The organism is Pantoea ananatis LMG 2665, from assembly GCF_000710035.2.
Classification (GTDB): Bacteria; Pseudomonadota; Gammaproteobacteria; order Enterobacterales; family Enterobacteriaceae; genus Pantoea; species Pantoea ananatis.
The window spans coordinates 214,967-238,393 of sequence record NZ_JMJJ01000017.1 but is presented as its reverse complement, the minus strand read 5'-3'; the positions used below and the strand labels follow the sequence as shown (position 1 = coordinate 238,393).

Here is a 23,427-nt window from a genome sequence, read left to right as displayed (position 1 = left end):
CCGCTGCACCTTCCCTCTGAATGCCTCCCTGCCCCTTTAATCAACAGGTTATCATCTGTTTGGACGTCACGGCGTTGCTGGACTTGCCGTTTGCAGGTCTCTTTAAGGCGAAGAAAAAGCGCAGCACCTATGGGATATCGCGCAGCACTGGCGTGATCATCTCCGTGGCCGAAAACAGCGAGAACGGCTGACGCAGAAACGTTATCGTCCTTCTGTTGATAACCGGAGGAGCACAATGACCTATCAAATCTCAGGCCTGAAAGCCGATGCTTTCACTCACCTTTACGGACAGAACGAGCGCTATTTAAAACAACATGGCGTAATGAGACTGAAAGTAGAAAACGCTCCTGGTTATCCCGACAGAATTTCACTGCGTGATATCCCGGCGGGTGAAACCGCGCTGCTGATTAATCATCTCTATCAACCGGCCCGAACGCCTTATTATGGTTCTCATGCGATCTACCTCTGGGAGCACTGTACCCAACAGGGCATTTACATTAATGCATTACCCCCGGTCATGACGCACCGGCTTCTTTCGTTACGGGGCTTTGATGTGCAAGATTTACTGATCCAGGCAGACGTCTGCGAAGGAAAAGCAGCAGACGAAATGATAACGCACTTTTTTAGCCACCCGACGGTGCGCTATATCCAGGTCCATAACGCCAGGCAGGGATGTTATTCCTGCCGGGTAGATCGTTGTGAGTAACGGGCCCGGCAGTGACCGGGGGAAGGCGAAAGGTGCGCTTCGTCTGTTTTGTTCCCGAAGTCGGTGAGGCGCAGAGAGTGAAATGATACAGCGCGCTCAGATAGCCCAGGAATGCGTGCAGCAGATTTTCAGAACAGACAGCGAATATGTCCAGTCAGCGCTTGCACCCTGAGGCACCATACTGCAGGATCGGTTTTTTACCGCATTTATCGGAAAGACTATGACCGTTCACGCCTCTAAAGATCCCCTGCATGGCGTTACGCTTGAAATGCAGGTCAACAGCCTTGTCGCACAGTATGGCTGGCCTGAACTGAGTAAGCGCATCAATATTAACTGTTTTAAAAACGACCCCAGCGTGAAGTCCAGCCTGAAGTTTTTACGCCGTACGCCGTGGGCGCGGGCAGAAGTGGAAGCGCTCTATCTGGCTTCGCTGAGTGAATCTCAGCCGGATTCTGCGCCCCCAGCCAGTGATGATCCCTGGGCTAACTGGCGCGAAGATAAAACCTGAAAACGTGTTAACGCCCTTCTAAACAAAAAAAAGCCCGCGTCACGGATGGCGCGGGCTTAGTTTCGTTCAGATGACCGTATTACAGCGCCATATCGTGCTTCGCCGAGGCTGGGGCTTTTTCGCTGTTAGCAGCGGGCGCTTCAGTTGGCTGATTGCCCATCTGAATAACCGGCGGCTTGGTCAGCTGCAGCGTTGCTGCCGTTTCATCCCAGACCTGCTGTGTGAGCGCAGGGTTGTCGTTCAGTTTCTGGCCGTAAGCAGGAACGATTTTACGGATTTTTTCCTGCCATTCTGCTGACTTGAATTGTTCAGGGAACAGTTTCTGCATCACATTGATTGCGATAGGTGCAGCCGTGGATGCGCCAGGCGATGCACCCAGCAATGCGGCAACGGTTTTCTGCTGATCGGTCACAATTTCCGTACCCAGTTTCAGCACGCCGCCTTTATCCGCATCCTTTTTGATGATCTGCACGCGCTGACCGGCCTGAATCAGTTTCCAGTCTTCTTTCTTCGCTTCAGGATAGTACTCTTTCAGCGCGGCAAAACGGTCATCATCGCTCAACATAACCTGACCGATCAGGTATTTGACCAGGTCAAAGTTATCCATGCCTACGTGGGTCATCGGCATAAAGTTGTGGGTGGTCGTTGTGCTCAGTAAATCAAACAACGAACCATTTTTCAGGAACTTGGTTGAGAACGTTGCGAAAGGTCCAAACAGCACGACACGCTTACCATCAAGGTAACGGGTATCCAGATGCGGAACCGACATCGGTGGCGCACCCACGGAAGCCTGACCATACACTTTTGCCAGATGGCGATCGGCAATCGCGCTATTCTCTGTCACCAGGAAGGATCCCCCTACCGGGAAACCTGCGTAATTGTCGGCTTCCGGAATACCGGTTTTTTGCAGCAGTTTAAGCGCACCGCCACCTGCACCGATAAAGACGTATTTCGCGTCTACGGTACGTTCGCCGCCATTTTTGGCGTCTTTAATGGTAACGTGCCAGGAATTATCACTGTTACGTTTAAAATCGGTCACTTCCGAAGAGGTTTCCAGGCGGAAATTATCGTTCTTCTTCAGGCTGCCAATTAACTGACGGGTGATTTCACCATAGTTAACGTCGGTTCCTACTGGCGTCCAGGTAGCAGCCACTTTTTGTTGTGGATCGCGACCTTCCATAACCAGCGGCGCCCACTGCGCGATCTGCTTGTGATCGGTTGAGAACTTCATGCCCTGGAACAGCACAGTTTTCTGCAGTGCGGCATAGCGTTTCGTCAGATAATCAACGTTATCGCCCCAGACAAAGCTCATGTGCGGCGTTGAGTTAATGAACGAACGCGGATTATTTAACACGCCGTCTTTAACCTGAGAGCTCCAGAACTGACGAGAAATCATGAAGGCTTCGTTGATTTCCAGCGCTTTGGTCACGTCAATAGAACCGTCTGCACGCTCTGGCGTGTAGTTCAGTTCCATGTTGGCTGAGTGGCCGGTACCGGCGTTGTTCCAGCCGTTAGAGGATTCCAGCGCTACGCCATCAAGTTTCTCAACCATGATCTGTTTCCAGCCCGGTTGCAGCTCTTCCAGCAGGGTGCCCAGAGAGGCGCTCATGATACCGCCGCCAATCAGCAGAACATCTGTTTTTTCTGGTGAATTTTCAGCGTGGGTCACTGAAGAAACGAGTAACGCTGCAAGCGACAGTGCAGGTACAAATTTAGTTGATTTAATCATTAGGGATCTACGATTTCGTGGAGAACTAGTTAAAAAAAGTTCCGAAACTTTAAAATATTGTTATTTCGTAGTTAATATGAAAATAGTTAAAAAATTAAAAGACAGGGTTTTGCAGTTAATTTAGTTACAAAAGATTAACTTTGTTATCGATATATTTTAACCACACAATAAAGGGGCGTTTCGAAATATACAATGCCCTAACACAAATATTCTCTGTGCGACGAATAAACGGAAATGGCGGCGCCTGACCGGAAAGTGGGGTTATTTACTGCGGCAAACGTGCATTAACATGTACGGAACAGGATGAGGCGGTTGACGAAAAAGTATGGGCAGTACACGCAACCTGATGTCCCTGAACGATACGCCTTCAGGGACATGGATTAGTGGCGAATCAGCGCCAGTTCGTCTTCACTCAGACCGGTCATCTTCATAACCGTCTCACGGTCAAGACCGCTTTGAAGCATAGTGCGGGCGATTTTCAGCGTCGCTTCGCGCTCTCCCTCTGAGCGGCCTTCTTCGCGACCCAGTTGGATGCCTTTTTCCATGCCTTTTTCCATGCCTTTTTGTTCGAGCTGCTGCGCAATGGTCATCAGTACGTCTCCGTGTTGCGGCACGCGATGTGCCAGTTCTCTTACCAATGCTTCGGCGTCGGCGGTTTCTCCCGCCTGCACGATATAGTGTATCAGCGATACGACCTGTGATGAAGAAAGATAGCCCGCCAGTAAGACCGGGACAAACTTATCAACCAACTCCGCTAAATCGCGCTGGTGGATATGTTTCTGAAGCAGGGTTAACGCGGCCATACTGCGGTGCTCTGCAATCTCCTCGTCAGGAATAATCGTGACATCCACCAGCGGAAAAGCCGTGCTATAGAGCCGGTTGGCCAGCGCAGGATCGGTAAATTCATCCAGCCAGCGCGTGGAATAAGGATAAGGACGACGTTTCCCGGTATAGAACAAGACAGGGATGACCAGCGGCAATTTTTTATGGCCGGCTTCAAGGTGGCGCTGCATCGCCGCCACGGCATAACGCAGCAGCCTGAATGCCATGTGCTTATCCGGTGAGGACTGATGTTCGATCAGGACGTGAACATAGCCGTCATCGCCTTGTGCGGTTTTCAGGCTGTACAACACGTCGCTGAAATATTGGCGTAGATCATCTTCAACGAAAGATCCGGATTCGAGTTTTAACGTGCTGAGATCGCACACGGCCCGTAATTCCGCAGGCAGGTGCAGTTCCATAAAATCACGCGCAATCTCTGGCTGCGTAAGAAACTGGCGGAAGGTGGCATCGTGAGGCGTGGGTGTACTGTTTTTTTTCTTCATCTGTCCTGACTCTGCAAGCGCAACCTGGCGTAATGCTTACCGGCGCGAAAACGAATATGTCGATTCACACATACATTTTTTCCAGCACTCTCTGATTTACCTGCCATGCTGTCAGTATGATTTACAGGCGTTGTCCGTCATCATGCCAGATATCAACGGTTAAAAGCACGCTAACCTGCTTAATTTACTGGATTTCAGGCGCAAACTGTACTGGTGCGACGACTTCGCGTATGTTGCAACGCGTACCTCAACACATCTGATGCTGACTATGAATGACTCCCGGCCACAACGATCGTTAAAGAAGCGCCCAATGAAGCTCAGCACCCTGTCGTCATTGATGATGGCGGCCGTGCTGATGACCGTAATATTAAGCGTCCATCTGCTTTATTACATCCAGATCGATAACTTCACCCGTTCGCATTTGAAAGATAAAGCGATGGCGGTGGCGCGCACTCTGGCCGACAGCCCGGAGATTCAGCAGGCCCTGACGCGGCCAGACGGAAGCACCATCATTCAGCCGATCGCGCAGGCAACGCGAAAACGTAACGATTTGCTGTTTGTCGTCGTCACCGACATGCGCGGTATTCGCTTCTCTCATCCAAACCCTGAAGTGGTTAATCAGCACTTTGTCGGGGACGATATTAAACCGGCGTTACGCGGCAGGGAGAATGTCGCGGTGAATCATGGCGTACTGGTTGAGGCGCTCAGGGTATTTACGCCCGTTTTCAATCAGGCGCATCAGCAAATTGGCGTGGTGGCAATTGGGATCTCGGTGAATGACGTCGCGGCGCAAATTGCGAAAAGCCGCTGGAATATTCTCTGGACCGTGCTGTTTGGCGGACTGGTTGGCATGCTCGGCATATTAATCTTAGTGAAACGCTTAAAGCACATTTTACTGGGATTAGAGCCGTATGAGATTTCCAGCTTGTTTGAAGAGCGCCAGGCTATTCTCGATTCGATTAAAGAAGGTGTGATTGCGGTTGACGATCAATCCCGTGTCAGCCTGATTAATCAGGCTGCGCAGCAGCTGTTAAAAGAAACCACCCGCGAAGCATTTCTGAGCGGTGACCGCGTGCCGGAAAATGCACAGATGCTGACGCATTTACGCGATGCATTGCACGAGGGCAAAGCCTCTTATGACGAAGAGCTGAACGTACGCGGCAAAATACTGATCAGTAACACCGTGCCGGTGCGCAGTCGTGACAGTATTATTGGGGCAGTGAGCACATTCAGGGATAAAACAGAAATCAGCCAGCTAATGCAGCGTCTCGACGGCATGGTAAACTATGTCGATGCACTGCGGGAGCGATCCCATGAATTCATGAACAAGCTGCATGTGATTCTTGGTCTGCTGCACATGAAAAACTATGCGCAGATGGAAGAGTACATCCTTAAAACGGCCAATAACTATCAAACGGAAATAGGTTCGCTGCTACAGAAGATTAAGTCGCCTGTTATTGCAGGCTTCCTGTTGAGCAAAATTAACCGCGTAACAGATGAAGGCCACCAGCTGATCCTGAGCGAAGCCAGCTATCTGCCCGACAACGGCAGTGAACAGCAAATCGCAGCACTTATCACGGTACTGGGCAATCTGATTGAAAACGCGCTGGAAGCGCTCGATCCGGAAATGGAAGGGGAAATCCATGTCATGCTGCATTATCAAAACGGCTGGCTGTCGTGCGAGGTCAGTGACGATGGCCCCGGTATTCCTGCCGATCAGCTCGCCGCCATTTTCGAACGCGGCGTCTCTACCAAAGGTGAAGATCGTGGCGTTGGACTGTTTTTACTCAAGCAACAAACGGAAAGTCTGGGCGGTAACGTCAGCGTGGAATCAGAACCGGGCGTTTATACCCAGTTTCTGGTTCAACTTCCGTGGGAAAGAGGGAATATTAGCGAATGATCAATGTGTTAGTCGTAGACGATGATGCCATGGTGGCCGAACTGAACCGATGCTATATCGGGCAGATTGACGGTTTTACCTGCTGTGGTACCGCGTCCACCTTACAGCAAGCCAAAGAGCGCCTGTTGCAGACAGATCCGCCCGTTGATCTTATTTTGCTGGATATCTATATGCAGCAGGAAAACGGACTGGACCTGTTGCCAGAGCTGCGCAGTGCGGGGCGTCCGGTTGACATCATTATCATCTCATCCGCTGCCGATGCGGCGACCATTAAAACGTCGCTGAACTACGGCGTTGTGGATTATCTGATAAAACCCTTTCAGTTTTCCCGCTTTGAAGAGGCGCTGACCGGATGGCGTCAGAAAAAACGGCTGATGGATAATCATCAGTTTTATCAGCAGGCCGATGTGGATCAACTGCTGCATGGTAATCAGGCCAATGCCAGCGAGACAAAACGCCTGCCAAAAGGGCTGACGCCACAGACATTACGCACGCTGTGTTTGTGGATTGATGCGCACCCCGGTACCGAGTTTTCTACTGATGAGCTGGCCACTGAGGTGAATATTTCTCGCGTATCGTGCCGTAAATACCTGATTTGGCTGGCGCAGAGCAATATTTTGTTTACCAGTATTCACTACGGCGTCACGGGACGTCCGGTGTATCGCTATCGTCTGCAGCCGGAGTACCACACGCTTTTACGCCAGTACTGTCAATGACGGAGCTGAAAGCGGTTATCCAGTAAGGTGAAGTGAAAGTGACGTTGTGACGAGCAAATGACCTGCTTGTCGCGCGTCACGAAGACAGCCTCAATATCAGGATGGCTTTTCAGATACGCAATGCCCTTCTCAACGCCCATGCCATAAATCAGCGTGGTATAAATATCACCGTCGATCGACTGGTCGGAAATAATGGTCACGCTATACAGCTCATTATCCAGCGGATAGCCGGTATGTCTGTCAAGAATATGGTGATAACAGACGCCATCCTGTTCGAAGTAACGTTCGTAGATCCCGGACGTCACCACGGATTTGTTCACAACATGAATGACCCCAATCAGGGCATCCTGGGCCGCAAAAGGGGTTTTCAGACCGATTGCCCATCCCTGCTGCGGCGCATCACGAGGTGCGCCTAACGTTTGCACGTTGCCGCCAAGGTTAATCAACGCGCTATCGACGCCCTGCTGCTGCAAAAAAGCCTGCACCCGATCGGCAATGTAGCCTTTGGCGATGGCACCCAGATCAATTTCCATCCCCGTTTTGTTCAGAAACACCGAACGCGTGTCCGCATCAAGCTGGACATTTTCAGGACAGGTTAAGGGCAACGTTGCCAGTATTGTCTCCCGCGCAGGAACGCAGTCACCCTGAAAGCCAATTTTCCAGCATTTCACCAGCGGGCCAATCGTGAGATTAAAACTGCTGTCTGGTAACAGACTGACGTTAAGTGCGCGCTGAATTAAATCAAAGACGGGTTGACTGACGCTCACGGGATGCTGACCGGCAGCATGGTTAATCGCCATCACTTCGGAGTGCGTCCGGTTAACCGTCAGCAGATTTTCGTACTGTTTGATTAATCTGAAAGCCTGTGCCGCAAGCTTTTCGTCGTGCTCGAATAGCTTAAGCAGAATGGGCGATCCCATCAGGACGGCGGAATAAGCACAGACTTGCGACTCGGTTTGCATAAGCGACACCGCTCTGGGAGGGAATAAAACCGGCACCTGCATGCGGGCAGATGCCGGCGGTGACGACTAGCGTTTGGCTAACGCCGCAGCGTTGGCACCTGCCAGAATACCAAAGATGATGATGTCCGCAACCGCGTTACCACCGATACGGTTTGCACCGTGGATCCCGCCGACAACTTCACCGCACGCCCAGGCACCGTGGATTGGCTGTTTATGGCTGTCGAGCACGGCTGTGGTGGTATCAATGGTGACGCCACCCATTGTGTGGTGAACACCGGGCGCGATGCGGATCGCATGGAAAGGGCCCTCGTTCAACGGATGACGCAGCGCGGTCTGACGATCGAAGTCCGCGTCTTTCTGCTGTATCACAAAGCCGTTATAGCGATGCAGCGTTTCTTCCAGCGTCCGGTGTTCCATATTCAGTTTCACCGCCAGCTCGCCTACGGTTGGCGCGCTGATGACAAATCCTTTGGCAATATACTCATCGGCCGCTTTGTTATTCATACGAACCTGCTCATCGAAGACAATCCAGGCGCTTTTCTCCGGCAGTGCAATAATCTGCGCAGAAACTTTATCGCGGGTTTCCATCTCATTACAGAAGCGCTGTCCCGCCTGGCTGACCAGAATGGCCCCACCGCCACGAATAGACTCTGACACCAGATAGGATGTGGTTTGCTCAACCGTTGGGTGAATCTGAATCTCGCCCATATCCACGGTATCCGCACCAATTTTTTGCAGCATCGCAATGCCTGCGCCAGTGGCCCCTTTATGGTTGGTGGTGACAAAGCCATCCAGCTCAGGGCGGTATTTCACCACCATTTCCCGGTTGGCGCTGAAGCCACCTGTTGCGACGATGACGCTTTTCGCATTGAGAATACGGCTGTCGTTGTATTCATCCACCACTTTGACACCGCTGACCGCGCCGTTGTCGAACAAAATTTCCTCTACGGCGGTTTCAAGCAGGACGTCAATATTACGGTTATTGATATTTTTCACTAACCCACTGATCAGGAAGCCGCCAACGGCCGAGCGGTCGGCAGGACGGTGCGTACGATCAATGCTCATGCCGCCGGTGATGGTGATGTCATTCAGTTCGATACCGTGATCGGCCAGCCAGTCAATGGCTTCAGGCGCCAAATCAACGAACTCGCGCAGCAGGGTCGGGTTGTTTTTGTACTTACCGCCCTTGAGCGTTTCCTCATAAAACAGTTCTTTGCTGTCTTCGATACCTTTCAGTTTCTGAAAACGCGTCTCGGCGGCGTTCATCCCTACGGATGCTTTGATCGTGTTACCGCCGATAGTGGGCATTTTCTCAATGACAACCACTTTGGCACCTTCATCATGCGCCTGAATGGCCGCGGCCAGACCGGCACCGCCGCTTCCCACGACCACCACATCATACTGTTGCGGTGCATTGGGATTACCGCCCTCTTCAATCACATGGGCTTTATTTGAAGTGGTCATTGCACGCGATACTGCTTTTTTCAGGGCCTCACTCTGCGTGGTCGCGCCGGTGATAGCATCAACGTGTGGGCTGTTAGCCACCAGAATACGATTACGCAGGCTTTCGAAGGTGGTAGTGAAGTCAACGTCCAGCGTGTCGTCCGGTACCAGCGAGATATCTGTAATACGGTCGGTATCCAGCGTGACGTTGATCTTCAGCTTAAGCGCTTCGGCCTCAACTTTTTCCTGATAAACACCGGCTTTGTATTTGCGTCCCGACTCACTCATATCACGAATCATGGCGTCAACCAGCGAGAAACGCCACAGCGGTTCAGGGATCAACAACGCTTCACGCTGGTTACTGTCGATGTAAAGTTCAAGATGCTCATTATTGATAATGCGATCTGTCCAGTCGGGATAAGCGATGCAGGCTTTACCTATCGCAACCAGGTCATAGCCTTTTTCCAGTGCTTTTTCCGCATCTTCTTTGTTTACCACACCGCCAACGCCAATGACCGGCACTTTCGCCAGCGTTGGGGACCGCATGTTAATAAACTTCTCAATCAGCGGGGTTGGATCGGTGGTATCAACGATAGAGGGGCGCATAAGCTGCCCAACAGAAAAGTGGACATAATCGAGCCCGCGTGCCGCCAGCTTTTCCAGTAGGTACAGGGTGTCATCGAAACGGATGCCCGGGACTTCAAGTTCTTCAGGGGAAAAACGGTAGCCGATGATGAACCCGTTATGTGCAAATCGAGCGGCCATTTTATGGGTAATTTCGAGAACTTCCAGCGGAAAGCGGGCACGGTTATCGCGACTGCCGCCCCATTTGTCATCGCGTTGATTGGAATTGGGTGAGTAAAATTGCTGTATCAGATAGGTGTTTGCGCCATGAATTTCAACGCCATCAAATCCGGCTTTAATGGCGCGGTTAACGGCGTCACCAAATTTAGTGATCATGGTATCCACTTCTTCTGCCGTTAGCGCGCGCGGCGTCGTGGCACCCTCACGAGGTGCGGCAATGGCGCTTGGGGCGACAGGGGTTTTCCCCCCTATCAGCTCAGGCTCAACCATGCGGCCGCCGTGATAGATCTGCAAAATCGCTGTCGAACCTTCCTGCTTGATGGCGTCAGCAATTCGCTTTAGGCCCGGAATTTTGTTGTCGCTGTCGATGGCTATAGCCCCTGGAAACGCGGGACCTTTTGGATCGATAAAACAGCATTCAACAATGACCGTTCCGATGCTGCCAGCACGGGCACGATAATATTCAACCAGTTCACTGGTGACCGTTCCGTCATAAAAACCGGTGCAGGTTGTCATGGGTGCCATGATCAGGCGATTTTTTAAAACCGCGCCACGCGGCAACGTAATGGGATTGAGAATGGGGGTGAGTGTATTCATTGCGATTAACTCCAAAAATTCAAAACTCGGGAATTCTGTGCGGACGCTTTTTTATTAATAAATAAGTGGTCCGATGTCATAACGCCAATATACCAATTATTTTAATTTCATAAGTTATAATTTTAGTTTTTTAACTTTTAAATATTTCAGGTTTACTATTTGATTAAAGCAGGATCGTAATGTATATTTATTGTTAATCAATAGTTAAAGAAAATCAATGAGAATTATAAAATTAAAAATAATACAATAAAAACAACAAGTTAAACATATATTCGTGTTGCTCGCCCTTGCGAGAGCAAGGCTTAAAACCCTTATTATTGCAGTTTAAATATTTACCTTTGGGTTATTAATAATTTAGTTGTTAAAAATTTAATCGTATATTTTAACTTACTTGATCTGGATCAATATTCTGTTTTTAATTAATCGCATCATATCCACATGATGTTTATAAATGCCTCCATCGCACCAGAGGACAAGTTAAAGAATTATAAGGCATCACGGTTTATTCTCATAATTTAGAATAAAAATTCCCTATGGCCGAATTGCCGGGACGCTGCTCGAATTATCCTTAACACGTAGAAAAATACTATGAAAACACTCTCAAACGTCAAAGAGCCTCCAAAAGCAGCCCCTGCAGCTGCGGGCAAAAATAAAGCACTTATGCTCCTTTTGCCGGTTTTGGTCGCCGTCCTGTTGTTACTCGTCCCCGTGCCAGCGGGTCTTGAACCTTATGCATGGCACTTCTTTGCCATCTTCGTCGGCGTCATCGTCGGGCTGATTTTTGAACCCTTGCCCGGCGCAGTGATTGGTCTGACCGGCGTCGTCGTCATCGCCTTGTTCAGCCAGTTCCTGCTCTTTAGCCCGGCAGAACTGGCCAACCCCAAATTTAAAGTGGCGAGTGAGTCATTTAAATGGGCGGTCAGCGGCTTCGGTAACTCAACCGTCTGGCTGATTTTTGGCGCATTCATGTTCGCTGCGGGCTATGACAAGACCCAGTTCGGCCGCCGTCTGGCATTGATTCTGGTGAAATACCTGGGCCGCCGGAGTTTAACCCTCGGCTATGCCATCACCTTCGCGGATTTGCTGCTGGCCCCTTTCACCCCGTCGAACACGGCCCGCAGTGGCGGTACCATTTATCCCATCATTGCCAATCTGCCGCCGCTTTATGGTTCAAAACCCAATGACCCCAGCGCGCGTAAAATTGGATCTTATCTGATGTGGGTTGCTATCACCGCCGCCTGTATCACCAGCTCCATGTTCCTGTCCGCCCTGGCCCCCAACCTGCTCGCCCTTGCGCTGGTCAAAAGCGTCATTGGCTTTGATATCTCCTGGGGAATGTGGTTTCTTGCCTTTTTGCCACTGGGCCTGCTGTTGATTCTGACCATGCCGCTGCTGGCGTACTGGTTCTATCCGCCTGAAGTGAAGGTGAATGATGAAGTGCCTCGCTGGGCGATTGCTGAGCTGGAAAAACTGGGTAAGTTGACCCGTAATGAAATCCTGTTACTGGTGTTTGTTGTCTGTGCGCTACTGATGTGGATTTTTGCCACTGCCTGGATCGAACCTGCCATGGCCGCTCTGCTGGTGATTATCCTGATGCTGTGGACCGGGGTACTTAACTGGAACGACATCACCAGCAATAAAGCCGCCTGGAACACCTTTGCCTGGTTTGCCACACTGGTTGCGCTGGCCGATGGTTTAGCACGCGTAGGCTTTATCGCCTGGCTGGGCAAAGAAGGGGGAATGTTACTGCAGGGATACGATCCTCAAGTGTCGGCTGTGGTGCTGTTGATTGCCTTCTTCCTGCTGCACTACCTGTTTGCCAGTACCACCGCGCATACGACCGCCTTGCTGCCTGCGATGTTAACCATTGCCGCTTCCATTCCAGGTATTAACATGCCCGTGTTTTGCCTGATGCTGTGTACTTCACTGGGTGTGATGGGGATTATCACCCCTTACGGTACCGGCCCAAGCCCTATTTATTACGGCAGCGGCTATTTACCTACGAAAGATTACTGGCGTCTGGGCACCATCTTTGGCGCTATCTTCCTGATTGCTATGATGCTCATCGCCTACCCCTGGATGGTGTGGATGTTCTGATTGTGTCAAATGCATTTCGACGCGTCATACGATAACATGCCAACACTTGCCAGCCTGTGCTTATGGCTGGCAAGCATAATAAACAACTCATTCGCCTTTGATGTTGCTCCTGTCAGCCTGCGTTAACGGAGCCAGCACGTCATTAAGTGAGATACTATGTCGAACAAACCTTTTTTTTATCAGAACCCCTTTCCTCTTGCCCACGAGGACACCGAATACTATTTGCTTAGCCCCGACCACGTTTCCGTGGCTGAGTTTGACGGCCAGTCCATATTAAAAGTGGACCCACAGGCATTGACGCTGCTGGCCCAGCAGGCCTTTCATGATGCGTCTTTTATGTTGCGCCCGGCCCACCAGCAGCAGGTTGCGTCAATTCTGGCTGACCCTGAAGCCAGCGATAACGATAAATACGTCGCACTGCAGTTCTTACGAAACTCCGAGATCGCCGCTAAAGGTGTCTTGCCAACCTGCCAGGACACCGGCACCGCCATTATCATGGGCAAAAAAGGCCAGCGAGTGTGGACCGGTGGCGGTGACGAAGCCGCGCTGTCGCAAGGTATCTACAATACCTACATTGAAGATAATCTGCGTTACTCCCAAAACGCCGCGCTGGATATGTATAAAGAAGTGAACACCGGCACCAATCTTCCGGCGCAGATTGACCTCTACAGCGTGGACGGTGATGAATACAAGTTCCTTTGCATCGCCAAAGGCGGCGGTTCCGCCAATAAAACCTATTTGTATCAGGAAACCAAAGCACTGCTCAGCCCCGGCAAGCTGAAAAATTATCTGGTCGATAAAATGCGTACGCTGGGTACTGCGGCTTGTCCTCCCTACCATATCGCCTTTGTCATTGGCGGCACCTCTGCCGAAAGTACGCTGAAAACCGTCAAGCTGGCATCGACTCACTACTATGATGGTTTACCTACAGAAGGTAACGAGCATGGTCAGGCGTTCCGTGATGTTCAGCTTGAGCAGGAGTTACTGGAAGCGGCGCAGCAGCTTGGGCTGGGAGCACAGTTCGGCGGCAAATATTTTGCACATGATATCCGCGTAGTGCGTTTGCCTCGCCACGGCGCATCCTGCCCGGTTGGCATGGGGGTTTCGTGCTCCGCTGACCGCAATATCAAAGCTAAAATCAACCGCGAGGGTATCTGGATTGAAAAACTGGAAGCCAATCCTGGGCGTTATATCCCTGAGGCACTGCGCAAGCAAGGTGAAGGCGAAGTGGTCCACATCGACCTGAATCGCCCGATGAATGACATCCTTGCCCAGCTTTCGGAATACCCGGTTTCGACACGTTTGTCCCTGACCGGGACCATCATCGTTGCGCGTGACATTGCCCATGCCAAACTAAAAGAACGCATTGATAACGGCGAAGGCTTGCCGCAGTACATTAAAGATCACCCTGTCTATTATGCGGGTCCGGCCAAAACACCGGAGGGTTACGCATCTGGCTCACTGGGCCCGACGACGGCAGGCCGCATGGATTCGTATGTCGATCTTCTGCAGGCGAATGGCGGCAGCAAAGTCATGCTGGCAAAAGGTAACCGTAGCCAGCAGGTCACCGATGCCTGCCACAAGCACGGCGGTTTTTACTTAGGCAGCATTGGTGGTCCGGCTGCCGTTCTGGCGCAGCAGAGCATCAAGAGTCTGGAGTGCGTGGAGTATGCCGAACTGGGGATGGAAGCTATCTGGAAAATAGAGGTCGAAAATTTCCCGGCCTTTATCCTGGTGGATGACAAAGGAAATGACTTCTTCCAGCATATCGAACGTGAGCACTGCTCGCGCTGTGTGAAATAAACACGCGGCGGAAAACATGAAAAAACGGCCCCGTTACAGGGGCCGTTTTTTTATCATCGTTGCAGACGGAACATGGCGTCGCTTATGCTTTCGTCGCCTTCGGTCAGCTCAATAATTTTGCGCGAAATTTGCGGTGTTTCGACCAGAGCCACCAGCGTGGCGGCCACATCCTCACGCGGGACCGACCCGTAAGGAATCGCAAAATCTGCACGTACGGTGCCGCGGCCCGCCACATTGGTTAGCGTACCGGGACGAAGAATTACCCAGTCGAGTTGGCTTTCGACCAGGCGAACATCAGCCAGCCGCTTCACGCGCATGTAATTTTCGAAACCTTCAGATGTCTCTTCGCCACGTGCGGCATCCGGGAAGACTGAAACCAGCAAAAACCGCTTCACACCGGCCTTTTCGGCTGCGGCAACCGCCAGGGATGACCCCTCGCCGTCAATGGCGTTGGTCAGCTCAATACCCGCGCCTCCCGCCCCAGCGCTAAAAATCACCACATCGTGGCCGGCCATTTTCTGCGCCAGTTGATCCACGGTCAGCTTCTGGAGATCCCCCGCCACGGGAACCGCTCCGGCGGATTTAAGTGCTTCGGCCTGCTCAGATTTACGATGCAGTGCAGAAACCGCATGTTGCTTAGCGCTGAGCTGTTTCGTCAGATGAGAGCCAACGTTGCCCGCCGCGCCAATAATAAAACATGTCGTCATCGTCCTGCTCCCTTGAAAAAGTCAGATATCAGTATAGACAATAAGCGCAGCGGTAATGAGCGCCCGTCGGGGCGCTCCAGGACATGATTAAGGAATGATTTTCTCATGCTTCAGCTTATCGAAAAGCTGAGTGAAGGAATCCAGAGTGCTCCGGTAGCCGGTAAAGCCCGCCTTGCGACTTTTACTCATGTCGGTGAAGGCTTCCATGGGTCGCCCCAGATCCGCGTCGGTGTGCCACCATGAGGCCAGACGCGTGATATCCTGTTCACGCAGGTTTTCACGCTGAGCAAGCGCCTGCCATACGCTGGCCGCCTCCTGCATGCGCCCGTCAAGCGGCATCATTTTCGCCGGATAAGCGGCAGCCTCGAGACCAAAATACGCCGCCAGTTTTGGCCACATCCAGTTCCAGCGGAAAACGTCACCGTTTACCGCGTTGAAGTCCTGATTTGCCGCGGCCGGGCTGGTCGCCGCCCACTCAAGTTGCTCAGCCAGAAGACCGGCGTCGGTCATATCCACCACGCCATTCCATTGCTCGGGTGAGCCTGGGAAGATAAACGGCCAGCCTTTTTCTTTACATAAGGTGGCGTAAACGGCCAGAGTCTGCCCCATGTTCATGGCATTTCCGAGCGCATAGCCAATGATGGTATGCGGACGGTGGACGCTCCAGCGATAGCCATATTTTTCGGCGCCAGCGAAGACTTCATCCTCCTGGGCATAATAGAAGTTGTCTACCGGCTGACGACCCTGCTCTTCGCGGAAAGGCGTGACCGGCACAGCGCCTTTGCCGTAAGCTTCAAATGGCCCCAGATAGTGCTTAAGGCCTGTCACCAGCGCCACATGTGCGCCCTGGAGGCGTTCGCCAAGCGCTTCAATAACGTTGCGGATCATGCCGCCATTGACGCGGATATTCTCTTTTTCACTGTCCTGGCGCGCCCAGACGCTGAAGAACACTGCATCAGGTTTGACCGCTTTCAATGCCGTTTTTACCGCTTCAGGATCGGTTAAATCTGCGGTGAGGTTGCTGCAGCCCTCAGGTACCGCGCTGCGGCCCCGTGACAACCCGCTGACCTGCCAGCCTTCGTTATTTAGCCTTTCTGCTAACGCTCGACCAATCACACCACTGATTCCAACAATCAAAGCCTGCTTTTGCATGTTAATTCTCCTCTTTTTGCGTAATGCTAAGCGTAATAGAGAATTTCATTCCTATTTTGGGTAATAATTCACATCATTATCAACCTGAGTTCATCAATCATGCACGATCAGCGTCTTAAAGACATTGTTCCTTTTGTGGCCAGTGTAGAAAGCGGGAGTTTTACCGCTGCGGCTGCCCGTTTACATGTCACGGGTTCTGCCATCAGTAAAAGCGTTAGCCGACTGGAGATGCGACTGGGCTCGCGCCTGCTCGAACGCACAACGCGAAAACTGCAACTGACGGATGCGGGCAGCGCCTATTACCAAACCTGCTTACGCATCATGGAAGAGCTGGCCGAAGCAGAAGCCGTCCTGGCTGCGCAACGGATTATTCCTTCCGGCCGTCTGAGACTGGCCGTGCCGCATACTTATGGTCGGCTGAACGTGATGCCGTTGCTGATTCCGTTTTGTCAGCAGCATCCCGAGCTTGAATTGAGAATGAGTTTTTCAGATCGCTTCATCGATCTGTTTGATGAAGGCATCGACGTTGCGGTCAGAATTGGCGGCTCAGATGATTTACCCGCATCAATGGGCTGCCGTCATATTGGTCGTGAACGCATGGTGTTTTGTGCCTCGCCAGCGTGGCTGGAACGCGAAGGACGGCCGCAAAATGAACAGGCACTCATGCAGCATCGGGCCATTCTGTATGAACGGGCCGATAACACGCCAAAACCCTGGTTATTTAGTGGTAAAGACGGTCATTCGTACTGGCGGGACGTTCCCTTTCGCATGGCGCTGGCTGATGTGGATGCACAACTACAGGCAGTAATTGCCGGATTAGGCGTTGCACAAATGCCCTCGTGGCTGGTACAGAACGCCGTTGACAGTGGTGAACTGGAAATCTTACTGCCGCAGCAGCAACCCGAGGGGCTGCCACTCAGTGTGATTTGGCCCCGGCGTAAGCAGCTTCTGCCTAAAGTGGATGTTTTATTAACCACGCTAACGCAGTTAACCATTCGTTGATTGCGAGAGAATTTAATCGCTTTTTCACAGGGTGAGTAATGGAATATGGCGGATAATATAACGTCATTATAACGTTTATGCCTGTGCTGCCAGAATCGGATGGGCAGGTTAGGTCATAATATTTCAGTACTTTCTGGTCAACCCAATGGTGTTTATAACGGAGTGGCGCTAACGTAGAGGCATTCCAATCCGCTCAGGCGTAGGGACAAAGGCGATATGGCAGCAAGGGCGGTGAGCGTTAAAAAAATCAAAGGTTGTGAAACGTTGCCGGTACCTGACAGTGAACGGCTGCGTTTATGCTAAGTCTGCTCTTTCGCCTGATGATACTGACCATAATGGCACTTACGCTGGCGGGTTGCGCACGCTCAGATGCATTATGGGCGGTGACAGACAACGTTTGCATGGTGAACTATCACTACACTGGCCACCCGTCACCCTGTCAGCAAATCTATATCCCAGAGGGCAAACGGCAGGGTTTTAGCATTATTCAAAATCCTCGTTATCCCTATCATTTCATTCTGGTTCCCACGATTCCGGTATCCGGTATTGAAAGCCCGTGGCTATTCATGCCTGGCCGTCCAGATTATTTCGGCTACGCCTGGCTGATGCGTTATCAGTTGATGTCTCAATACGGCAGACCTGTGCAGGAGGACATGCTGGGCATGGCAATCAACTCGGCCTGGGGCCGCAGTCAGAATCAGCTACATATCCACCTCACCTGCCTGCGAGAAGATGTTTACAGGCAGTTAAGGGCTGAACGTCCCTATATTCAAGATGCGTGGCATCCCCTGCCCGATAAGCTCTTAACGCATACTTATTACGCTCGCCGTGTCCTTCAACCTACAGCGATGGGCATTTACCCTATCGCATCCGTTGCTCACTACTTTCGCCTGACGCCGCCTATGCTGGCTGAATATGGCGTCGCGTTAGTGCCGACAACGTTCTCGGGTGAAAAAGGGTTCATCCTGCTGGCAACCCGTCGCGGCTGGGATAAAGGCAATCGCGCCTCCGTTGAGTCTTTACTGGATAAGCAATGTGACATTCTGGGTTCGGGATCCGCAAAACCCTTACGTTTTAGATAATTAACTCACTTATGTAAAATGCGCTGAACCCACGCCCTCAACGCCTGATGTTCCCGAGGATGATGAAAATAGTGTTCGGCTCCTTGCACCGTCGTCAGTACCGCTTTGTGGCGGTGTGCAAAGGTGACAACCGCACTGAAATCGGCAATCTGGTCCTGGCTTCCAACCATAATATTCAGGGACAAGTTTTCTCCCGAAACCCGGTGCTATTGGAGATACGCAAGATAATCGGCTCGAAAAACCGTGCCGTCAGAAGCAATGATGGCCTTCTCGCGATTGAGCCGGGTTTCATCAACATCAGCCTTGACCATCATTTTTCTGATGAGACTGTCGAGATCGATAACAGGCGAAAGAAATAATGCCTGACTTATTTTTATTTTCTGAGCTGCAATCATGCTAAAACTGGCACCAATGCTGCAGGCAAATAGTGCCGTTGCACTGAATTGTTTCTGAGCATAAGCAAGCATGATTTTAATGTCATCAACGGCTTGTGCTACATGGCATTCAGACTCTACATCACGCCTTTCACCATGAGCAGGAAGATCGAAACTCAGTATGCTATATCCCGCTTTTACAGCCTCAGATGCCAGAATCTCAATGCATTGATCTTTTTTATGGGAAAAATAGCCATGTACGGCAAGGATAAGCTTACCGCCTGCCCGATTACCCCAGTGAACGCAGGAATGCCCTGCACATGGCTTCGTGTGTTTAACATAGCGCTTCGCCTTCTTCAGCCTCTCACGTCCTCTGAGTCTAACCGGGCTCACAGCAGAAAATTTTGATTCTGGAAAGTCTTAAACGGGACAGTTGTCGACGCCGCCAGAGAATGTGGACAACAGTGTACCCCTGCATGGATACCTCTCACCGCAGAACGGCCTTCAGACCTCACCGCCGCTAGACCAGATTACATAAAAAGTGAATTTTTTCATTTTGTAACTTTAACGTTATGTTACTTGGTATTTTTGCTGCCATGATTCATTGCGTTACTTATTGAAATGTGTTGGTCACCCAAACCTTACTATTGCTACAGGGAAAATCACATGTCACAACGGTCACTTCAGGCACTGTGTCTGATGAGTTTTTTTCTGGCCGACGTCAGAGACGGTCTGGGACCATTTTTAGGCATTTTTCTGACAGAACGCCACTGGAGCCCGGATGAAATAGGCCTGGTCATGACCTCAGGCGGCATTGCAGGGCTCCTCTCAACGTTGCCCGCAGGCGTGGTGGCGGATGCAACGCGCTATAAACGTCTTGTCATCCTGACAGGATGCATCGTGATTACCGTTGCGACCTTATTACTCTGGTACAGCAACCAGTCCTGGACGGCGATCATTTCACAGATCGTTGCCGGTATTGCTGCCGCCTTTATTGGCCCGACCGTAGCAGGGATAACGCTGGGCCTGACGGGGCAAAAAGGGTTCAACCACCAGATGGGGCGGAACGAGGCTTACAACCATGCCGGAAACACTCTGGCGGCTGTACTGGCAGGATTCGCTGCCTGGAAATGGGGGCTCGGCGCCGTTTTCATTTTAATGATGATAATGGCCGTCTTTGCCGCCATCGCGACGTTGGCGATACGTGGAGAGGATATCAATCATGAGGTTGCGCGCGGATTAGAAGACAATCAGTCTCAAAAGCCGACTCTGAGCCTGTGGATCCTGGCGCGCAAACCCGCACTGCTGGTAACCGGTCTGACTTTACTGCTGTTTCATCTGGCCAACGCCGCACTGTTGCCCATGCTGAGTATGCGCGTTGCCTCATCAACCGGGCCAGATGCGGTCGATCCCGGTTTGTATGCTGCGGCAACGGTTGTTATTTCTCAGCTGGTGATGATCCCTGTCGCGATTTACGTTTCACGCCGTGTGGATAAAATTGGCTATCGCTATTTGATCATGACGGCCCTGTTAATGATGCCGCTTCGGGCGCTTATTGCGGCAGAATTTCCAGAGACGCTATTCGTTATTCCAGTCCAGGTGCTTGATGGCATTGCGGCAGGAATACTGGGCGTTGCCGTGCCGGGCTACATTGTCTCCCTGCTGCGCGGCAGCGGGCACGTTAATGCGGGTCAGAGTGTGGTGATGCTAATGCAAGGCGTAGGTGCCTCCATGAGCCCGGCGATGACGGGGCTGATTGTGGCTCGCTATTCCTACAGTATTGCCTTTAGCGCATTGGGTTGTATCGCCCTGGTGGCCTTACTGCTGTGGTGGAGCACCGGACGAACGCCGGCGGCTGAACCGGCATAATTAAGGGTAATCTGCCAGCAATCTCACGCTGGCGGATTCTGGTTTGCCCCTGAATACCGCATGCAATAGGCGAATCCGCCATCCTGAATGCCGTTTAAAAGGGACTCAGGCACCATCATATGTGCCAGAATGTAAACAAAGGTAAAAAATGATTTATGCCTATCTCACTTATTAATCACTCTTTTTTCCTGATTACTTGCAAAAAATTACATTCATGTACTATGTTTTCTCGCTGCGGTTAAGAACGCTCTATCATTAATGTCACTGGCCTCTTATAGCTTTCTCTTCCTTTATTTCCGTTAACCTCGCTGACTGGCTGCGAAAGCTATAGGTCGTCTTCATTTAAGTAGTTTGAGGAAAATATGGATACAAACCGTTCATCGTCACCCAGGCCTAAAAAACATTTCTGGAATAAAAAGCAAAAAAAACTCACGGTTGATGACATAACCGTTATCGATAATGACATGTTAAAACGCGCTGTCGGTGCCGCCGCATTAGGTAATGCCATGGAGTGGTTTGACTTTGGCGTCTACAGCTACCTGGCTGTTATCATTGGTAAGGTCTTTTTCCCCGATGCCAATACGGCAATTCAGTTGATCGCGACCTTTGGTACCTTTGCAGCGGCGTTTTTAGTCCGCCCACTGGGCGGTCTGGTATTCGGTCCGCTGGGTGACCGAATCGGACGTCAGAAAGTGCTGGCCATCACCATGATCATGATGTCGATAGGCACATTTTGCATCGGCATCATTCCATCCTATGCCTCAATCGGCATCATGGCACCCATCCTGCTGCTGGTGGCCCGACTCGTTCAGGGATTCTCTACCGGTGGCGAATATGGCGGTGCAGCAACCTTCATCGCAGAGTATTCGACAGATAAACGTCGTGGTTTTATGGGAAGCTTCCTGGAGTTCGGTACATTAGGCGGCTACCTGCTGGGTGCCTGTCTGGTGACCGTAATGACGAGCTTTATCTCATCAGAAGCCATGATGTCCTGGGGCTGGCGCGTGCCCTTCTTTATTGCCGCGCCCCTTGGCTTGTTCGGCCTGTATGTGCGTTTGAAACTCGAGGAAACACCGGCTTTTAAACAACATATGCAGAAGCAGGAGGAGCTGGAGCAGAGTAAACCGCGCCTGACGCTCTTCAAGATGTTAAGTAAGCACCGCGTGCCCATGATGAAGTGTATCGGGCTGGTCTTATTGTTTAACGTTTCCAACTACATGCTGACCTCGTATATGCCCAGCTATCTTACCGGCGTACTGGGTTTACCTGAGCTCAGCGGGCTGCTGCTGGTAATGATCGTGATGTTTGTCATGATGCCGTTAACGCTGATGTGGGGCCGCTGGACCGATCGAATTGGTCGTCGCCCGGTGATTGGCTTCGGTGCAGTGGGCCTGATCCTGCTCGCTATCCCCAGCTTTATGTTGATCGGTTCACATAATATGTGGGCAGTCTTTGCCGGCCTGCTCATACTGGGTATTCTGCACACCTGCTTCAGTGGCACCATGCCCTCAACGCTACCCGCGCTTTTTGCCACTGATATTCGTTACAGTGCACTGGCGATCGGCTTCAATCTTTCGGTTTCACTGTTTGGCGGCACCACGCCTTTACTTACCGCATGGCTGGTTGATACCACGCAAAATACCATGATGCCGGCGTACTACATGATGGTTGCAGGGGTGGTGGGATTACTGACGATTCTGACGGTACGTGAAACGGCCCGTAAGCCCTTAACCGGCTCTTCTCCTGCTGTCGCAAGCGAAGCCGAAGCCCAAAGCCTGATTAATAAAATGGACAGAAAGGCTGAATCCGATCGACCCGCGCCAGCTGACGCGAAATAACCCGCCGTTTTCATCCAAAACACCCTGTCCGCAGGGTGTTTTTTTATGTGTACATTCAGTCTAGTCATTACCAAACCGGGCCACCGTGCTGGCCGCACCCAGGGCATGTCCTTTGAGTTTCTTCAACAGCTCGTCATGAGTCAAACCCGGTTCAAGCGCAGAGGGTGCAAGATCCGTGGCAATCAGCACGAAGTTATAGTGGTGAATGCCTGAACCGACAGGCGGACAGGGGCCGTAGTAATGGGCGGTGCCCGGTGAGTTTTTCCCACCCGTGTAACCTTTCCCCGTTGTCAGTTCACCCTGAGCAAAAGCACTGCGTTCAGAAGCAATGTTGTAAGCCACCATATGACTCACCCCGAGACCTTTAGCCCCCACGGGATCGGTAATCAGTAAGGCAAAGCTTTTGGTACCGGCCGGACTCTCTGACCAGTTAAGTTCGGGTGATACGTTTTCGCCGGTACAGGCCGCATTACTTTTATTCGCACCGGCAAATTTTTTATCTAACAAGCCATTATCGCTGAAGTCTTTCGACTGCAGGGTTAAAGCCAATGCAGCAGGACATAAAAAGATTAACAACAGATAAGGAAATTTTTTCACCTGATACTCCTGTGTTATCGAGAGGTTATCCTGGGACGAGAGTGAAATTCATCCAATCCACAGTGAAACAGTATATGTCTCAAAACCCGACAGAGAAGTGAGACAGGAGCCCACTGAAGAGAGGAGAAGAGAAATAAAAACGGCAGTTCGCCAGGGGCGACAGGCCTTAAGGATCGGCCTGTGAAGGGGAATAAGGCTTATTTTACTGTCATCTTT

General features: G+C 51.3%; 19 protein-coding genes. 10 read left to right on the top strand and 9 right to left on the bottom strand.

Going from position 1 to position 23,427, the window contains the following annotated elements:
* The first annotated feature begins 235 nt into the window (after positions 1–235).
* On the top strand, positions 236–706 hold the full coding sequence (locus EL29_RS22680) for a DUF1203 domain-containing protein (RefSeq protein WP_013027943.1): 471 nt from the start codon (positions 236–238) through the stop codon (positions 704–706).
* A gap of 220 nt (positions 707–926) precedes the next feature.
* On the top strand, positions 927–1,214 hold the full coding sequence (locus EL29_RS22675) for a VF530 family protein (protein WP_014333227.1): 288 nt from the start codon (positions 927–929) through the stop codon (positions 1,212–1,214).
* Between the two features lie 79 nt (positions 1,215–1,293).
* Here EL29_RS22675 and mqo read toward each other — a convergent pair whose 3' ends face one another.
* Together mqo and EL29_RS22665 are read right to left on the bottom strand one after the other, a co-directional pair.
* A complete protein-coding gene (gene mqo / locus EL29_RS22670; protein WP_014598277.1) occupies positions 1,294–2,943 on the bottom strand; it encodes a malate dehydrogenase (quinone) in 1,650 nt (549 codons plus the stop codon).
* A 380-nt stretch (positions 2,944–3,323) separates the two neighbouring features.
* Entirely contained in the window at positions 3,324–4,268 is a 945-nt protein-coding gene (locus EL29_RS22665) for an Rpn family recombination-promoting nuclease/putative transposase (protein ID WP_028716074.1), read from the bottom strand.
* 268 nt (positions 4,269–4,536) lie between these two features.
* Here EL29_RS22665 and EL29_RS22660 point away from each other — a divergent pair, with 268 nt between their 5' ends.
* A complete protein-coding gene (locus tag EL29_RS22660) occupies positions 4,537–6,168 on the top strand; it encodes a sensor histidine kinase (RefSeq protein WP_423139593.1) in 1,632 nt (543 codons plus the stop codon).
* The gene (dcuR, locus tag EL29_RS22655) at positions 6,165–6,884 is read left to right on the top strand and encodes a two-component system response regulator DcuR (RefSeq protein ID WP_028716072.1); all 720 of its coding nucleotides are present in this window, start codon (positions 6,165–6,167) and stop codon (positions 6,882–6,884) included. The genes EL29_RS22660 and dcuR overlap by 4 nt, the downstream gene beginning before the upstream one ends.
* On the opposite strand, the gene EL29_RS22650 is transcribed toward dcuR, so the two are convergent.
* Positions 6,878–7,846: an FAD:protein FMN transferase gene (locus EL29_RS22650; RefSeq protein ID WP_028716071.1), complete on the bottom strand. Its 969-nt coding sequence runs from the start codon at positions 7,844–7,846 to the stop codon at positions 6,878–6,880. The two genes, dcuR and EL29_RS22650, sit on opposite strands and share 7 nt — an antisense overlap.
* Positions 7,847–7,912: 66 nt before the next feature.
* The gene (locus tag EL29_RS22645) at positions 7,913–10,690 is read right to left on the bottom strand and encodes an NADH-dependent fumarate reductase (protein ID WP_014333233.1); all 2,778 of its coding nucleotides are present in this window, start codon (positions 10,688–10,690) and stop codon (positions 7,913–7,915) included.
* A 588-nt stretch (positions 10,691–11,278) separates the two neighbouring features.
* Here EL29_RS22645 and EL29_RS22640 point away from each other — a divergent pair.
* Both EL29_RS22640 and fumA read left to right on the top strand, forming a co-directional pair.
* The gene (locus EL29_RS22640; RefSeq protein ID WP_013027951.1) at positions 11,279–12,787 is read left to right on the top strand and encodes a DASS family sodium-coupled anion symporter; all 1,509 of its coding nucleotides are present in this window, start codon (positions 11,279–11,281) and stop codon (positions 12,785–12,787) included.
* Positions 12,788–12,943: 156 nt separating this feature from the next.
* Complete coding sequence (gene fumA, locus EL29_RS22635) at positions 12,944–14,590, top strand: class I fumarate hydratase FumA (RefSeq protein WP_014598272.1); 1,647 nt, start codon at positions 12,944–12,946, stop codon at positions 14,588–14,590.
* Between the two features lie 53 nt (positions 14,591–14,643).
* Here the strand turns inward: fumA and EL29_RS22630 are convergent, their stop codons facing one another.
* Positions 14,644–15,297, bottom strand: coding sequence for an SDR family oxidoreductase (locus tag EL29_RS22630; RefSeq protein WP_014598271.1), 654 nt, complete (start codon positions 15,295–15,297; stop codon positions 14,644–14,646).
* Positions 15,298–15,384: 87 nt separating this feature from the next.
* Positions 15,385–16,449, bottom strand: coding sequence for an SDR family oxidoreductase (locus tag EL29_RS22625; RefSeq protein ID WP_014333237.1), 1,065 nt, complete (start codon positions 16,447–16,449; stop codon positions 15,385–15,387).
* A 99-nt stretch (positions 16,450–16,548) separates the two neighbouring features.
* Here EL29_RS22625 and EL29_RS22620 point away from each other — a divergent pair, with 99 nt between their 5' ends.
* Positions 16,549–17,451 (top strand): LysR family transcriptional regulator, encoded by a 903-nt coding sequence (locus EL29_RS22620; RefSeq protein ID WP_013027955.1) that lies wholly within the window; start codon positions 16,549–16,551, stop codon positions 17,449–17,451.
* 296 nt (positions 17,452–17,747) lie between these two features.
* A complete protein-coding gene (locus tag EL29_RS22615; RefSeq protein ID WP_028716070.1) occupies positions 17,748–18,533 on the top strand; it encodes a CDP-diacylglycerol pyrophosphatase in 786 nt (261 codons plus the stop codon).
* Positions 18,534–18,538: 5 nt separating this feature from the next.
* On the opposite strand, the gene EL29_RS22610 is transcribed toward EL29_RS22615, so the two are convergent.
* Both EL29_RS22610 and EL29_RS22605 read right to left on the bottom strand, forming a co-directional pair.
* Positions 18,539–18,718: an alpha/beta hydrolase gene (locus EL29_RS22610; protein WP_019105900.1), complete on the bottom strand. Its 180-nt coding sequence runs from the start codon at positions 18,716–18,718 to the stop codon at positions 18,539–18,541.
* 21 nt (positions 18,719–18,739) lie between these two features.
* Complete coding sequence (locus tag EL29_RS22605; protein ID WP_019105899.1) at positions 18,740–19,300, bottom strand: alpha/beta hydrolase family protein; 561 nt, start codon at positions 19,298–19,300, stop codon at positions 18,740–18,742.
* A gap of 273 nt (positions 19,301–19,573) precedes the next feature.
* On the opposite strand from EL29_RS22605, the gene EL29_RS22600 reads away from it, so the two are divergent.
* Positions 19,574–20,776 (top strand): MFS transporter, encoded by a 1,203-nt coding sequence (locus EL29_RS22600; protein WP_014598266.1) that lies wholly within the window; start codon positions 19,574–19,576, stop codon positions 20,774–20,776.
* Positions 20,777–21,138: 362 nt separating this feature from the next.
* Complete coding sequence (gene proP, locus EL29_RS22595; protein ID WP_013027960.1) at positions 21,139–22,614, top strand: glycine betaine/L-proline transporter ProP; 1,476 nt, start codon at positions 21,139–21,141, stop codon at positions 22,612–22,614.
* A gap of 60 nt (positions 22,615–22,674) precedes the next feature.
* Here the strand turns inward: proP and EL29_RS22590 are convergent, their stop codons facing one another.
* Positions 22,675–23,211: a YbhB/YbcL family Raf kinase inhibitor-like protein gene (locus tag EL29_RS22590; RefSeq protein WP_024471506.1), complete on the bottom strand. Its 537-nt coding sequence runs from the start codon at positions 23,209–23,211 to the stop codon at positions 22,675–22,677.
* Between the last annotated feature and the right edge of the window lie 216 nt (positions 23,212–23,427).

Bases quoted from the DNA above. Each gene is read 5' to 3' on its own strand.
- EL29_RS22680 (WP_013027943.1), top strand. From the start codon at position 236: ATGACCTATCAAATCTCAGGCCTGAAAGCCGATGCTTTCACTCACCTT.
- EL29_RS22675 (WP_014333227.1), top strand. From the start codon at position 927: ATGACCGTTCACGCCTCTAAAGATCCCCTGCATGGCGTTACGCTTGAA.
- mqo (WP_014598277.1), bottom strand. From the start codon at position 2,943: ATGATTAAATCAACTAAATTTGTACCTGCACTGTCGCTTGCAGCGTTA.
- EL29_RS22665 (WP_028716074.1), bottom strand. From the start codon at position 4,268: ATGAAGAAAAAAAACAGTACACCCACGCCTCACGATGCCACCTTCCGC.
- EL29_RS22660 (WP_423139593.1), top strand. From the start codon at position 4,537: ATGAATGACTCCCGGCCACAACGATCGTTAAAGAAGCGCCCAATGAAG.
- dcuR (WP_028716072.1), top strand. From the start codon at position 6,165: ATGATCAATGTGTTAGTCGTAGACGATGATGCCATGGTGGCCGAACTG.
- EL29_RS22650 (WP_028716071.1), bottom strand. From the start codon at position 7,846: ATGCAAACCGAGTCGCAAGTCTGTGCTTATTCCGCCGTCCTGATGGGA.
- EL29_RS22645 (WP_014333233.1), bottom strand. From the start codon at position 10,690: ATGAATACACTCACCCCCATTCTCAATCCCATTACGTTGCCGCGTGGC.
- EL29_RS22640 (WP_013027951.1), top strand. From the start codon at position 11,279: ATGAAAACACTCTCAAACGTCAAAGAGCCTCCAAAAGCAGCCCCTGCA.
- fumA (WP_014598272.1), top strand. From the start codon at position 12,944: ATGTCGAACAAACCTTTTTTTTATCAGAACCCCTTTCCTCTTGCCCAC.
- EL29_RS22630 (WP_014598271.1), bottom strand. From the start codon at position 15,297: ATGACGACATGTTTTATTATTGGCGCGGCGGGCAACGTTGGCTCTCAT.
- EL29_RS22625 (WP_014333237.1), bottom strand. From the start codon at position 16,449: ATGCAAAAGCAGGCTTTGATTGTTGGAATCAGTGGTGTGATTGGTCGA.
- EL29_RS22620 (WP_013027955.1), top strand. From the start codon at position 16,549: ATGCACGATCAGCGTCTTAAAGACATTGTTCCTTTTGTGGCCAGTGTA.
- EL29_RS22615 (WP_028716070.1), top strand. From the start codon at position 17,748: ATGCTAAGTCTGCTCTTTCGCCTGATGATACTGACCATAATGGCACTT.
- EL29_RS22600 (WP_014598266.1), top strand. From the start codon at position 19,574: ATGTCACAACGGTCACTTCAGGCACTGTGTCTGATGAGTTTTTTTCTG.
- proP (WP_013027960.1), top strand. From the start codon at position 21,139: ATGGATACAAACCGTTCATCGTCACCCAGGCCTAAAAAACATTTCTGG.